At 42.2% G+C, this 13,381-nt stretch carries 13 protein-coding genes; 6 read left to right on the top strand and 7 right to left on the bottom strand.

Features of this window, described 5'->3' with window-relative positions:
- Positions 1–81: 81 nt before the first annotated feature.
- Positions 82–1,365: a serine hydroxymethyltransferase gene (glyA, locus tag H6G32_RS00445; RefSeq protein WP_190453221.1), complete on the bottom strand. Its 1,284-nt coding sequence runs from the start codon at positions 1,363–1,365 to the stop codon at positions 82–84.
- A 533-nt stretch (positions 1,366–1,898) separates the two neighbouring features.
- Here glyA and H6G32_RS00440 point away from each other — a divergent pair.
- Both H6G32_RS00440 and H6G32_RS00435 read left to right on the top strand, forming a co-directional pair.
- Complete coding sequence (locus tag H6G32_RS00440; protein WP_190453219.1) at positions 1,899–2,096, top strand: hypothetical protein; 198 nt, start codon at positions 1,899–1,901, stop codon at positions 2,094–2,096.
- Between the two features lie 81 nt (positions 2,097–2,177).
- Positions 2,178–2,654, top strand: a complete 477-nt coding sequence (locus H6G32_RS00435) for a Tic20 family protein (RefSeq protein WP_190453215.1) — start codon at positions 2,178–2,180, stop codon at positions 2,652–2,654.
- Between the two features lie 3 nt (positions 2,655–2,657).
- On the opposite strand, the gene H6G32_RS00430 is transcribed toward H6G32_RS00435, so the two are convergent.
- Positions 2,658–3,431: a fumarylacetoacetate hydrolase family protein gene (locus tag H6G32_RS00430; RefSeq protein ID WP_190453212.1), complete on the bottom strand. Its 774-nt coding sequence runs from the start codon at positions 3,429–3,431 to the stop codon at positions 2,658–2,660.
- Positions 3,432–3,604: 173 nt separating this feature from the next.
- On the opposite strand from H6G32_RS00430, the gene rpsF reads away from it, so the two are divergent.
- Positions 3,605–3,931 (top strand): 30S ribosomal protein S6, encoded by a 327-nt coding sequence (gene rpsF, locus H6G32_RS00425; protein ID WP_190453210.1) that lies wholly within the window; start codon positions 3,605–3,607, stop codon positions 3,929–3,931.
- 187 nt (positions 3,932–4,118) lie between these two features.
- Positions 4,119–4,679, top strand: a complete 561-nt coding sequence (locus H6G32_RS00420; RefSeq protein ID WP_190453208.1) for an Npun_F5560 family protein — start codon at positions 4,119–4,121, stop codon at positions 4,677–4,679.
- An 844-nt stretch (positions 4,680–5,523) separates the two neighbouring features.
- On the opposite strand, the gene H6G32_RS00415 is transcribed toward H6G32_RS00420, so the two are convergent.
- Entirely contained in the window at positions 5,524–5,850 is a 327-nt protein-coding gene (locus H6G32_RS00415) for an STAS domain-containing protein (protein WP_190453206.1), read from the bottom strand.
- A 633-nt stretch (positions 5,851–6,483) separates the two neighbouring features.
- On the opposite strand from H6G32_RS00415, the gene H6G32_RS00410 reads away from it, so the two are divergent.
- Positions 6,484–7,113 carry a DedA family protein gene (locus H6G32_RS00410; protein ID WP_190453204.1) on the top strand — a complete coding sequence of 210 codons (630 nt, stop codon included), beginning with the start codon at positions 6,484–6,486 and terminating at the stop codon, positions 7,111–7,113.
- A gap of 138 nt (positions 7,114–7,251) precedes the next feature.
- Here H6G32_RS00410 and H6G32_RS00405 read toward each other — a convergent pair whose 3' ends face one another.
- Positions 7,252–8,454: an argininosuccinate synthase gene (locus H6G32_RS00405; protein ID WP_190453202.1), complete on the bottom strand. Its 1,203-nt coding sequence runs from the start codon at positions 8,452–8,454 to the stop codon at positions 7,252–7,254.
- Positions 8,455–8,643: 189 nt separating this feature from the next.
- On the opposite strand from H6G32_RS00405, the gene H6G32_RS00400 reads away from it, so the two are divergent.
- Positions 8,644–9,612 carry a glycosyltransferase family 2 protein gene (locus H6G32_RS00400; protein ID WP_190453200.1) on the top strand — a complete coding sequence of 323 codons (969 nt, stop codon included), beginning with the start codon at positions 8,644–8,646 and terminating at the stop codon, positions 9,610–9,612.
- Between the two features lie 18 nt (positions 9,613–9,630).
- Here the strand turns inward: H6G32_RS00400 and H6G32_RS00395 are convergent, their stop codons facing one another.
- The 3 genes from H6G32_RS00395 to H6G32_RS00385 all read right to left on the bottom strand — a co-directional run bounded on the left by H6G32_RS00395 (position 9,631) and on the right by H6G32_RS00385 (position 13,314).
- Positions 9,631–10,563, bottom strand: a complete 933-nt coding sequence (locus H6G32_RS00395; RefSeq protein WP_190453197.1) for a formylglycine-generating enzyme family protein — start codon at positions 10,561–10,563, stop codon at positions 9,631–9,633.
- Between the two features lie 27 nt (positions 10,564–10,590).
- Positions 10,591–12,273 (bottom strand): iron-containing redox enzyme family protein, encoded by a 1,683-nt coding sequence (locus H6G32_RS00390; protein ID WP_190453195.1) that lies wholly within the window; start codon positions 12,271–12,273, stop codon positions 10,591–10,593.
- Positions 12,274–12,354: 81 nt separating this feature from the next.
- Positions 12,355–13,314, bottom strand: coding sequence for a Nif11-like leader peptide family natural product precursor (locus H6G32_RS00385; protein WP_190453193.1), 960 nt, complete (start codon positions 13,312–13,314; stop codon positions 12,355–12,357).
- Positions 13,315–13,381: the final 67 nt, after the last annotated feature.

The raw sequence follows: 13,381 nt of genomic DNA, 5'->3' as shown, positions 1-13,381 counted from the left end.
TATCTACTACATTTGGGTCAGTTATCAGCATGAGAATTTGAGATTTTAGACGGCAATCCAAAATCTCAAATCTCAAATTGCTTAAGCTAGCACTGGTACGGGAATCTCTAGGTGAGAATACAAGGGGAAGCGATCGCACAATGTTGCCACCCGTCGGCGACAATCTTGGGTGACTGTGTCAGAATCAGGGTCAAGCAGGCGATCGGCAATAATATTTCCAATCTCCGCAAATTCTGCAACACCCAAACCCCGCGTAGTCATAGCTGGAGAACCCAACCTCAGACCACTGGTAACAAAAGGTGACTGGGGATCAAAAGGAACTGTATTTTTGTTTGCCGTAATATTTATACCACTCACCAACTGATCCGCCCGTTTACCCGTCATGCCAATAGACTGTAAATCCACTAGCATTAAATGGTTATCCGTGCCATTTGACACTAGCTTTAGTCCCCGGCTTTGCAGTTGATTTGCTAAAGCACGGGCATTTTCAATCACGTGGGCAGAATAAGTAGTAAACTCTGGCTTCAAAGCTTCACCAAAAGCTACTGCTTTACCAGCAATGACGTGTTCTAATGGGCCCCCTTGAGTGCCAGGGAAAACAGATTTATCTAGCTTTTTACCAAGTTCTGCATCACGGGTCAAGATTAAACCACCCCTAGGGCCGCGTAAAGTTTTATGCGTAGTTGTTGTCACCACATCACAATCAGGAATGGGATTGGGATGGAGACCAGTAGCTACTAAACCAGCAATGTGAGCAATATCCGCCAGTAAATAAGCACCAATTTCATCAGCGATGCTGCGAAACTTGGCAAAGTCAATGACACGGGGATAAGCAGAATAACCACAAATCAGCAGCTTAGGGCGCTCCCTCAGCGCCAGCTCGCGGATTTGATCATAATCCAATTGCTCTGTTTGCTGGCTAACGCCGTAGTGAGAAACTTGGAACCACTTACCCGAAACATTTACCGGAGAACCGTGGGTGAGATGTCCCCCATGAGACAAATCCATCCCCATGATTTTGTCCCCTGGTTGTAGCAGTGTCAAAAAGACTGCAAAATTCGCCTGTGCGCCAGAATGTGGTTGGACATTGGCATGAGCAGCACCAAACAACTGTTTGGCTCGGTCAATTGCCAGTTGCTCAATTTTGTCAATAAACTCACAGCCACCATAGTAGCGTTTACCAGGCAAGCCTTCAGCATATTTATTGGTCAGTACTGAACCTTGGGACGCCAGTACAGCGGCGGAGGTAAAGTTTTCACTAGCAATCAACTCTAAGTGGTCACGTTGACGCTGTAGTTCTTGGTTAATTAACTCCCCAATGGCGGGATCGGTGGATGTCAGAAAGTCTGAGTTAGTCTTGGTCACTTCAACTATCCTTATGGAAATTTACACAAAGCATGGATTTTGATTAGCCGTAGCACCAGCACCGAGGTAACAGTCTGATAGTCGGTAGTTCAATATTTTTTTGACTATTGACTATTGACGTTTATTAGTGCTGACCTATTTATTATTAGACGCTAGATAAATTAATGGGTTAATTATCATCAAGTTTGACAATCACTATCACTAACTTAACGGGGATGCAATTGATCCCACTGGCTTGCTGTTAAAACTTGGCGTCAGAATTTATGTATTACTTTTTACTAAATATCCTAATCTCCAAAATATACAACATACAATAAATTTAGGTTCACTTAGCAACTTTTGGCTATTAGCCATATTTTTGCCAACAACAGCGCCGGAGGATGCTCTCTTGGCATATCTGGGCCATAAACTCACAGGAGTTGACGACGCGTAGCCAGCGCTTATCCTGCCTTACTCTGCTCTTTGGGCGTCTACCAAGCGTGTCCTCTCCAAAACGCAATGTGGGTAGCAATAAGGATTTATGGAGGGATTGGATGCTAGTCATTTTAATGGAAGATCAAATCCTTGCTCCTGAGCAGGTTTGCCAGTCTTGTCTACTTGCCGATGGGAGCGGTCAACCCCGCTGGCGTGGAGGTCAACTGCGCTGTGGTCAAGCTATTCGCAAATTCAATGAGCAGCAGCCAGAGCAGTATAAGTGCATGATGGGCTTCCACATTGCCCATATAGAATAATCTGATTTGCTAGCAAGACTAAGTAACTGCGTTATCCTAGGCTCAAGTAAATGTTGAAATTTCACCACAGGAGAACGCACAATGACTTGGCGCGGGTCTACAACGGTTTCTGACCGGATTTTTGCTTGTTTACCGTATTTGCTGCCCCTGATTGAGGGCACAGGTTTCGGTAAATATTTATTTGAACAGTTCCCTGTCTTAAAAATCGTTTTTTTGCCGATTTTTCTTTTGGGAGGAATCTACAGAAGCATACCCTATGCTGAAATAATCGTTTTCTTCGCCTTGTTTTTATTGGTGGTCAGAAACGAAAAAATCAATCACTTCATCCGTTTCAACACCATGCAGGCAATTCTTTTGGACATCATTATATTTTTGTGCTCTCTATTGTTAGAAATTTTGGCGCCGATTCCTGGTGCTGGCTTTGCAATAGAAACGGTAGCCAGCACCATCTTTTTAGGTATAGTGGCATCTGTGGTATATTCTGTTATCCAGTCACTGAGCGGGCGTTATGCGGAAATACCGACGATTTCCGATGCGGTGCATATGCAAGTGCGCTAGGTGTTAACGGGCTACCACGGTATTTTCTAAGCGACCAATACCTTCAATTTCTACGCGGACGCGATCGCCTAAGTGCAATGCACCAACTCCAAAAGGCGTACCCGTTAGTACTACATCCCCTGGCAGCAGCGTCATGACTTTACTGATATAGGACACCAAAAAATCTGGGGGAAATACCATTTGATCGATACAGGCAGATTGCACTGGATTTGGCTCGTCATTCAAAAAAGTCTGCAATTTGGCTCCTGGATTTAATTCCCTTACCACCCAAGGCCCCAAGGGACAGAACGTATCAAAACCTTTGGCTCTTGTCCATTGACCATCTTGTTTTTGTAAATCTCGTGCTGTCACATCATTGGCGATGGTATAACCCCAAATTTTGGTTTGGGCTAACTCTGGTGTACAGTCACAGGTGCGATCGCCAATCACTATTGCTAATTCCCCTTCGTAGTCCACCTGCTGGGACTGTTCAGGATACTTAATCTCTGACTCTGAGGCAATGATGGATGTAGGCGGCTTGAGAAAGATCAGCGGTTCCGCAGGCACTGAAGTTCCCATCTCTGCCGCATGGTCTGCATAATTCTTGCCTACTGCCACAATTTTTGAGGGCGCACAGGGCGCCAAAATTTGGTAGTTATCTGGTTCCAAGATTAAATTAGTGGGTTGGCCATGCAACCAAGGCGGAGCATCCAACACTTCTACATTGAGGGATAGCTGTAGTAACCCATAGTAAATCTGTCCTTCTTGATTTTGAACTCGCAAATAGCGCTGCGCCATAAACTTGATTAATATCCTTGACTTCGGCAGATTGGGCTAATGATTCAAATTGAAAACTGGTAAGATTATAGTTCCTTGTTGCTTCCGATGTTGATAGGTGCTGGTATCTTAAACAGCTATCTATGTATAAATTAACATCAGCAGCCAATTTGTCCATAAGGAGACTAAAAACCATGACGACAGTTTACGAGACAATGTACATCCTCCGTCCTGACTTGGGAGACGAACAGGTAGAGCAAGCAATTGCTAAATATCAGAACTTGCTTCGTGAGCAGGGATCTGAGGAGATCGAAATTCAAAATCGTGGCAAGCGTCGCCTGGCCTATGAAATCAAAAAGCACCGGGACGGCATCTACATTCAATTCAACTACACTGCACCAGCAAAAGCGATCGCCCCCTTAGAACGTGCTATGCGCTTAAGCGAAGAGGTAATTCGTTACCTAACAGTTAAGCAAGAAGTCCACGAAGAAAAACCTGCAAAAGTGGCTGCACCCGTCTAAAAAATTCCTGAGTTCTGAGATTTAAGTACTGAGTGTTGCATGAAATGCAGCACTCAGTATAATTTTAGGTAAAAATACAAAAAATTTTCTTTGGAGTTTTTCCTGATTTAAGCTGGGAATGCTACATTAACAAGTACTTGCCAAAGGCAATATCATCGCAGTTATACCAAGAGAGCTGTAAGCCACTGTGAGCCAATCTGACACCCCCAACATCCAAGCTCTTTCTACGGAAGTATCGCAGTTGCGCCAAGAGTTGCAACTCCGCGATCAATTAGTACAGCAGCTATCTCAAGAACTATTCCGGCTGGTAAAAGGGAATACTAATTTCATGCCCCAGCGCTCGGAGCCAGAGCGTGATCTGAGTCAGTTTAAGGCTTTACGAGAACAACTCCAAGCCGTTGAACAACAGGTGACATTCTACCAAGAGCAAATTACAGTTCGTGACGCCGAAATTTACCAATTGCGGCAGTCAGTGCAAGAACTCACTGATCGCAGTCGGATGTTGGAGCAAGTAGTACAGGAGTTACCTCAAATTTACCGTCGTAAATTTGAGGAGCGTATGGCTCCAGTGAGAGAAAAGGTAACAGTGCTCCAACGGGAAAATCGCCAACTACAGGCAGAGTTACAAAGTGTGAGTTACCGTTTAGCAGTAAAAACCCGCCATACTACTCATAGCGGCATTGATTTGCCGAATTTCCCCCCTATGCCATCTGGACAAAGTAATATGTCCACTCCCCAAAATGCCTAAACATATCAATAATGGTAATTAATCCAAGGGTTAATTAACAGTCTATTGCTGCTTTTGACAAGTTATCAGCAGAATTTCAATTTCTATAAATTGCCCAGGTTACGCTACGGAAACGTGATTGTGTATGCCTTGTACTAAGTAGTTTGGCAGTGGTAAACACGATTGCCTGTAGCACCCTACGCGAACAAATAAATTTACCAGAATATAGCCGAAAGGCACAGAAGCCACTTGGCTGTCTTATCAATAGACCTGTCTACAAATAAAGCTCAAAATAGCTGAACCCTTTACATAGTTTGCTTCTTAGCTTATGCAAAGCAGTAAAATCTAAAACCCTCTCCAGAGCTAGGTTTCAGGCCAATAAAGTTTTTATTCCCGGATAAGTCTAATAGAGTTTCAGCCAATGGTGGTTTTAATGATTGATGCCACCTGTCAACAATTTCTATTTTTCCCCAAATACCTGAGACTTATAGATTAATTAACGGCAGAAATTCAGAAAAACCTAAATCAGAAATTACGGCTGTCAATGTCCAATTAGTCAGCATTGTAGTAATTAAAACAAAAAAAAATTCCCAAAGGAGGAATCAAAAATATCACCAAATAATATGGTGTATAATATTACATCCATAGTATAGCATCAACAGCTAGTAAATTGATGGATTCAGTAATATTGAGAACTTTTGTGTACCAGGGTTATTAGTTTTAAAGCCGAAGCAAATTGAACTCAGAACTATCTTATTAAATGTCTCTTTTAGAGGTACGCATTAAAAAATGCAGGCATTGCTTGACTTCACCATTTTTTCTTCGGTGTAATAGAGATTCAGCTTGCTAGTACTAAGTTGTTATTCTAGACGATAGAGAGAATATCTTCATGGCTGTTAAAGATTTCAAACACCGTATCCAGTTGGGTAAGTTCCAAAATTAACCGTACAGGGGTTTGCACGTTGCAAAGAACTAAGCGGCAACCACTCTGACGTGCGGCTTTTAGTCCTTTTACCAAGGGGACTAAGCCAGAACTATCCATGAAATCCACTGCGGCCAGATCGATAACCCAAAGTTGATGAGGTTGGGGCTTTATTTCAGCCATCTTTTGGCTCAAAGCCATACCTCCCTGCAAGTCTATAGCTCCTTGGGGTTTGAACAAAATCACTTGGCGTTCTTGTGTGAGAGTCATGTTTTTAACTAGGTAATTGATACACTTAACAAATGAAAATTTGACATCAGTACTGCTTCGGTTTCAACAGTAAAATTACTAATTTATCCAACTGTTTGGGGGATTTCAGTAATGCAGTTGAGCGGGTTTGTTTCCGTATTTACGCCGTATAATTTATAATTACACATACAGTATAAGCATAAGTGCCTGGTAATTTCGGTATCAAACTTATCTTTTACAAAATTTTTATAAAATTTCTGTTTTTTTGTTCTTTTTTATAAATACATTGTAATTTAATTGCCAAAAGTCAAATATTATGCAGTCAACAGTCAAAAACTAAGGTTAACGAATTCCTCAAAATCCTCTATCCTGCTACGGTGAGGGTGGGGTTTGTAACTGTAACTTAATTCCTACCCACATCTACTCATTGCTAGTCATTTGTGGGTAGGTCTGATTTAAGTTGGTCAACAAAAGCTTTCAGCGGTAGTTCACTGCTCCTACCTAATTCTCTGTAATCATCTTCCGGCTTTGTCCGTGGAGAGTGTCAAATTCGATTAAAGGCTAATTAGTGCGTGTAGCGGCTTGATTGACACCCCAAGCAAAAACAAGCAAAGATATAGTAAAAGTAAAAATTTGTAAAGGTGGCGGTGCAGGATGTCTTTTGAGCTAATTTCACTAGAAAATATCCAGGAAATTGCCCACAGTTACGGCTATTGGGCAATTTTCTTGGGGATTTTGCTAGAAAATTTGGGCATTCCTCTTCCTGGTGAAACTGTGACTCTAGTAGGTGGTTTCCTTGCTGGTAGCGATGAACTAAATTACTGGCTGGTTCTCGGTGATGCCGTTACTGGTGCTGTAATTGGCGGCAATTGCGGTTATTGGATTGGGAGAGTCGGCGGTTGGCCTTTCCTGTTAAAAGTTGGTAGTTTCTTCCGGATTTCTGAAGTTCGATTGCTGAGTATTAAAGATCAATTTAGTGAAAATGCTGCTAAAGCTGTGTTTTTTGGGCGCTTTTTCGCATTATTGCGAATTTTTGCGGCGCCACTAGCTGGTATAGCTGAAATGTCCTTTGGAAAATTCTTTGTATACAACTTGGCAGGGGCCACTGCTTGGGCTAGTGCGATGGTGACATTAGCTTTCTTTGCTGGCAAAATTATCTCCCTAGAGCAATTGGTTGCTTGGGTGAGTCAATTTGCGATCGCCGCATTGCTAATCTTAATTGCCGTGATCGTTGTGCCCTTGTGGTGGGAGTCCCGCCAAGTCAAGCATCAAGCAGGTGAGTAGTGGGTGGGATTTTGGATTAATCTAAAATCCAAAATCCAAAATTACTTAGTACAGCACGGCGAAAATACGCCAACCATTCAAAATAAACGAAAAGCTGATTATGTCAGCTTTTTGAATTTTGAATTCCGCGCAGCGATACTAACCTCTAGTTTGCTGTGCCCAAATGCGAGTTGGTAGCCCCCAAACATAGATAAATCCTTCAGCTGCCTTGTGGTCAAATTGGTCTTCTGCACCGTAGGTTGCCAAGTCGGGGCTGTAGAGGGATTTATCACTCCAACGACCAACTATTGTGGCATTGCCTTTGAAAAGTTTCACCCGCACAACTCCAGACACTCGCTCTTGTGTCTTTTGAATAAAGGCATCTAATGCTGCTTTGAGTGGACTGTACCACAGGCCGTTGTAAACAAGTTGAGTATAAGTCTCTTCTAGTCCCCGTTTATAGTGGCTGACATCTGCCGTCAAAGTTAGGCTTTCTAAATCGCGATGGGCATGAATTAGCACCAACATGGCAGGTGATTCGTATATTTCTCGCGATTTGATGCCCACCAAGCGGTTTTCGATCATGTCGATTCGCCCGATGCCGTGATTTCCCACCACCTGATTGAGTTGTTCAATTAATTCAACTGGGTTTTTGGATATACCGTTGATGGTGGTAGGAAGACCTTTGTCGAAACCGATTTCAATGTATTCTGGCTCATTGGGTGTGTCGGCGATCGCTTTGGTCATTTGATAAATTTCTTCTGGTGGTTCAACTGCTGGATCTTCCAGGGAACCAGCTTCGATGCTCCGACCAAGCAAATTTTTATCAATACTGTAGGGAGAGGATTTTTTAACTGGTGCGGGGATGCCAAATTTCTCACCATAGGCGATTGTTTGCTCACGACTCATGCCCCATTCCCTTGCTGGTGCGAGTATCTTGAGATTGGGATTCAGGGCAGCACAGGAGACATCAAAGCGCACCTGATCGTTACCTTTGCCAGTACAACCGTGTGCGATCGCATCAGCACCGTATTTTGCAGCTGCTTCTACTAATATTTTGGCAATCAGCGGCCGAGCTAGGGCAGTTCCTAGAGGATAGCGATTTTCATAAAGGGCATTAGCTTGAATCGCGGGAAAAGCGTAATCTTTAACGAAGCTGTCTTTAACATCCGCCACAAGGGATTCACTTGCACCCGATTTCAGAGCTTTTTCTCGAATTGGCTCTAATTCATCTCCCTGACCTAAATCTGCTGCGAGTGTAATCACCTCTTCGACTCCCCACTCTTTCATCAGGTAGGGGATGCAAACAGAAGTATCAACTCCACCAGAATATGCCAGGACAACCTTTTTGGCGCGACCCATTAATTTCTCCACTTAGGAAAACAAAGAATGAGTCATCATTATATCTAAACTAACCCCTGTATACTTTCTCTATGCAACGGCATCTGGGGATTGGGTACTGGGGAATAGGGAAAAACTATTAATCTCCGCTCTACAAGCCCAATATCTTTGAGGAAACCATGACAGTGATTTTTTTGTCCTATCCTGGAAATGGATAATAGTGTTGTGGGTGAGACTGTGTTTTTCAGCGTTGTGATACCAACTTACAATCGCCAGCCGATTTTATCCAAGTGCCTCCGTGCCTTGGAAATACAGGATTTGAGTGCATCCAGTGCCGTTACTGGTTATGAGATTGTCTTGGTAGACGATGGCTCTACTGATGGCACATTGGAATGGTTAGCGGCACACCAAGAAGAATTTCCCCATGTGCGAAGCTTCTTACAGGATCATGCTGGGCCAGCTGCGGCGCGAAATTTGGGGGTAGAGAAGGCACTGGGAGACACAATCATTTTTATTGATAGCGATTTGGTGGTGCTGAAAAACTTTCTGCAAGCCCATGCTGAGGCGTTGGTGCAAGGAAAAGAGAAATTAGGATGCGATCGCTTTTTTACCTACGGTGCAGTCATTAACACTGCTAATTTCGACAACCCCACCGCCGAACCCTATAAAATTACAGATTTTTCTGCCGCCTTCTTTGCTACTGGTAACGTCGCCATTCCCAAACATTGGTTAGAAAAAGCCGGATTATTTGATACTGGTTTTCAACTCTATGGCTGGGAAGATTTAGAACTAGGTGTCAGGCTAAAAAAGCTAGGTTTACAACTAATTAAATGTCCTGAAGCAGTCGGCTATCATTGGCATCCACCATTTAATCTAGAACAAATTCCCCGCCTCATTGATCAAGAAATTCAACGCGGACGCATGGGAGTTTTGTTTTATCAAAAGCATCCCACTTGGGATGTAAAAATGATGATTCAAATGACATGGTTTCATCGCTTACTTTGGGGCATTCTTTCACTTAATGGCGCATTAAATGAAAAGACAATGGCTCCTTTTTTGCAATGGTTAATTGATTTAGGTAAACCTCAGTTAGCTTTAGAAATTGCCCGAATTTTCTTGAATTGGTATAACGTCAAAGGCGTTTACCAAGCCTACGCCGAAATGCAGCAAGCATCATAGAAAGACGAGGATTTACCGTCAAGTAGAGCAAACAATCCGAAATCCGATACCGATATGCCAGATACCCAAGGCATACTTGTGGCGGGTCGCTGAACGGCACAGACCGGGGAAATAGGGCCAGGAACCACCGCGCACTATCCGACAGCTATCATCACCACCTGTAACCCATGCACTGCCATCGGTGGGCGCTCCTTGGTAGTTATCATGCCAGTGATCTAGGCACCACTCCCACACATTCCCGTGCATATCATAAAGTCCAAAGGGGTTAGGAGGAAAGATTCCCACTTCAGTTGTTTGCTGACGATAAATTCCCCGATCACCTCGACCATAGAATCCTGGGTAAGTTTTGTCCAGAAATCGCCAATCAGTTCCCCGGTAATTCCCTAACTCTGTTGTAATCGTTTCACCAAAGTAAAAGGGTGTGGTTGTTCCCCCACGACATGCATATTCCCACTGGGACTCACTGGGTAATTGATACTGTTGTCCTGTCTTTTGGGATAGGCGATCGCAAAATTCCACTGCATCAGACCAGAATATCGACTCCACAGGATGGCGTGAGCCTTGAAAGTTAGATGGCTCAGGATCTAGGTCACGCTCAACTTTAGGAAGCGCTGCAACAGCTCGCCACTGAGCTTGAGTCACAGGATATTTACTCATCCAGAGCGGGTTAATCACCACCCTGTGTTGAGGCCCTTCTACATTCACATCCCTGAGACTTGGAAAAGCATTCCCATACCAATTTCGCCATTCCTCATCATTGGGTGAACCCATCACGAACTCACCCCCCGGAATCGCCACCAACTCCAAACTCACCCCATTCTCCAAATCTTCGACACGAAAATCAACTCGTCCCTGACAAGAGATAGTCTTAACTTGGGATGCCTCTATATCTAAAAATCCAGTTTTTTCAATATCGGCAATAGTGACCACTTCAAACTCAAATTTGCTCATTTTCCTGAAATTTTAAGAGGCAACTAGTTAGTTAACTGTGCCCTGACCCAGTATCCTGTGTACTCTTTTACCCAGTCTCGACGCTATTTGTATAGATTCAGAGAAAAGCGTTGTTGGCGCGATTGGAGGTGCAACTGGCTGGACTTCTTCATCTGGAATTTTTGCCCCATCTCTTATCCATTGGCGGATCGTCTCTACTTCATCATTTGAAAAGACTCCTGCCATTCCTCTTGCTGTGATCAGTTCAATTAGGCGACTACTTTCAACATCTGTAGTGTTCACAAAGTTATTGTTCACCATAGCTTTCATGAAAGGAATTGGCTCTTGGAACCACTCATCTACTCGCTTTGTTGTACCGTTATCACTCAAGGATCTTGAACCATGATGATCACCTCCACTAGCCTCAATAAATTCACCTTTATTGATGATGAGCTGTTTCATTTTTTCGGCGCTGTCTTCAACTGGGGGAGTTGGGCTAGGCGGTTGTTCTTTGAGAGTTAGTATCCACTCCTTGATGATTTCAATCTCCGCTTCTGTAAAAATCTTGTACATAGGGCCATCAAAGGCTAATAGCCGCATAAATTGGCTATTACTTGCACTTCCAGGCTCAACATAGGATGAAGTTTCTAGAGCTTTAACAAAACCTTGTGGATCAGAAAACCACTGATTGATAAGTTTACTGTGTACTGACTTACCGTCATGTATAGTACTTGCAAAAGGCGCTTTCTTCTTGATTAAAGCAATCATTTTATCTTGTGCCTTTTTTTTTGGTGTCTTCTGAGCCTCCGAAGCGAAATATTTTGCTAAATCTTCACCGAGTGTTCCTGTGGTGGCAAAAGTTACATATCCAATCCATATACGCCTCCACTGCTCTTGAACTTCTTTCTCACCACTAGATTGACGAATTTCATCAAGATAACGTTCTACTGCTTGTTTAGCAATTGCACCATGACCACTCGATGGATTGTCAATAGCAACATGTAAACTGAAGAACTGGGGATTAATATCACGCCGTTCTAGTATCTTGACTAGAGGTGCTATGGATGGAGTGCTTTCCCACTCTAGATACAAGGTCATGCCTATTAATTCTGGAAAGAAAGTTTTAGGAAACTGAGATACTGCTAATTGAAATGTTGGATTTGTAAAAGCAGAATCAAAGAGGTTTTCCTGTTTAACAAACGGATATGAAGCCTCACTTGGCATTTCAACATTGAGACTGTTTAGAAGTGTTTTGTATACATTACTATGGTTCTTTGTTGGATCACCATTTCCTACTTCATCAGACCATATAGAGAACAACAAAGACTCAACATCTGTAGAAGTACCTGCACCAGCAACCCTTTGTAGCCAAGCACCATCGGTTAGGTTGAAAGGGGCAAAGTTCCGTAATCTTTCAATCAAAACAGAACGAGTGTATACCTTTAAAGCTTCATCAAGGTTAAATTCAGCATAATCCTTAACAAGACCATCATAAATTTTTTGTAGGCGTTCATCGAAAGCTTCAGGTGTGTAATCAAAAAACCTGTATAGTTTTGGAAAGTCTTGATTGCTGTCATCTAACATTCGCTCTTCCCCTGCTTTCAGATAAGCATCTGCTATATTTTTAGCTTTGGGAAGAAATTCTGGCATCTCGTCAATATTCATTAACCAATAAAAGTACTTTCTTTCATCAGTTATTGTTTCATCGGTCATTGCATCAAAGTTAATCATAGTAGCTCCTAGTGAGTGACAGAAATCTGAGTGTGGAAAGTCGAAGCAACGTCTACCGAGAAAATAGCTATTCACCATCACCTACTTTTTATTGCTATTTCTTAGCAAAAAATTATCCATCCAGTCATCAGAAACAAGAAACCCAAAACTCCATCTGTTAAATTTTGTTGCATTAACAATGCAATGCCAAAATAATTTATCTTCCTCTTGCTCTACCTTAAAAAACCTGATCAATTTAGGTTTATCTTCAATAGTAACTAACTCTTTAGTTTGGGGGTTCATGTAGCGGAAAAAAGCCTGACTTTCTGAGTTTGATTCAAACTCATCGAAATCAATTAGGTACATCCTCCAGCCTGGTTGATTTTCATTAGTGTGCCATAATCTATAAGCATTTGGTGGATACCATAAGCTGCCAGAGAACTTAATTTCAAATCCAAACAATTTTTCGAGTAGCTTAACTAATCTAACTTTTGTCATTAAATAATCTTCATAGAGCAAATGATCAACATGAAGATCCAGATTAATTAAGTGAAATTGACGCTGTGTGTATTCATGTTCTGGTAAAGAGATTTTTGAATCAAAACAAGGCTTCATAATTTCATCATACTGCTGTTTAAATTCAGGAGAGTCAGGAGATATCGAGGCAAAATTAAAATCTTCATCTCGAAAGCTTTTTTCATATAACTCCATATCCACTGTACTCGGTTTAATTTTGAGCTTTTCTATCTCCTGATCTATTTCTTCAAAACCTGAAACATCCGAAAATTTAAATTCATAGTGGTAAAACTGAGAATGTTTCTCGCTGAAATCAGCATCAGTTTTTTTAAACAGCCCTATTTGACCATTTTTATCTTCAGTTTCGCTGCTTTTTTGAGCATAAATAGCAGATGCTTCCGCGATATCTTCCTGATTAAAAATGTAGTTATACTTTGCCCCAAGCTTAATCAACTCTGGCAATCCAGTGATGGCGCTAAAATTGTCTTTTAATGCTGGCGAATTTAAGACAAATTGATAAAACTGCAAAACAGCTTCTTTGGACATAGTTGGTTTTCCCTTAGTTTAAAAAAACTTCAATCCCCAAAAAACTTAATACTTCCACATTTGGAGA

It is taken from the genome of Cylindrospermum sp. FACHB-282, from assembly GCF_014697195.1.
Taxonomy (GTDB): Bacteria; Cyanobacteriota; Cyanobacteriia; order Cyanobacteriales; family Nostocaceae; genus Cylindrospermum.
Note: the sequence above shows the minus strand (reverse complement) of the source record. Positions and strands in the feature narration are given on the sequence as shown.

Bases quoted from the DNA above. Each gene is read 5' to 3' on its own strand.
- H6G32_RS00430 (WP_190453212.1), bottom strand. From the start codon at position 3,431: ATGGCGCAGCGCTATTTGCGAGTTCAAAATCAAGAAGGACAGATTTAC.
- H6G32_RS00400 (WP_190453200.1), top strand. From the start codon at position 8,644: ATGGATAATAGTGTTGTGGGTGAGACTGTGTTTTTCAGCGTTGTGATA.
- H6G32_RS00405 (WP_190453202.1), bottom strand. From the start codon at position 8,454: ATGGGTCGCGCCAAAAAGGTTGTCCTGGCATATTCTGGTGGAGTTGAT.
- H6G32_RS00395 (WP_190453197.1), bottom strand. From the start codon at position 10,563: ATGAGCAAATTTGAGTTTGAAGTGGTCACTATTGCCGATATTGAAAAA.
- H6G32_RS00390 (WP_190453195.1), bottom strand. From the start codon at position 12,273: ATGATTAACTTTGATGCAATGACCGATGAAACAATAACTGATGAAAGA.
- H6G32_RS00440 (WP_190453219.1), top strand. From the start codon at position 1,899: ATGCTAGTCATTTTAATGGAAGATCAAATCCTTGCTCCTGAGCAGGTT.
- H6G32_RS00435 (WP_190453215.1), top strand. From the start codon at position 2,178: ATGACTTGGCGCGGGTCTACAACGGTTTCTGACCGGATTTTTGCTTGT.
- H6G32_RS00415 (WP_190453206.1), bottom strand. From the start codon at position 5,850: ATGACTCTCACACAAGAACGCCAAGTGATTTTGTTCAAACCCCAAGGA.
- rpsF (WP_190453210.1), top strand. From the start codon at position 3,605: ATGACGACAGTTTACGAGACAATGTACATCCTCCGTCCTGACTTGGGA.
- H6G32_RS00385 (WP_190453193.1), bottom strand. From the start codon at position 13,314: ATGTCCAAAGAAGCTGTTTTGCAGTTTTATCAATTTGTCTTAAATTCG.
- H6G32_RS00410 (WP_190453204.1), top strand. From the start codon at position 6,484: ATGTCTTTTGAGCTAATTTCACTAGAAAATATCCAGGAAATTGCCCAC.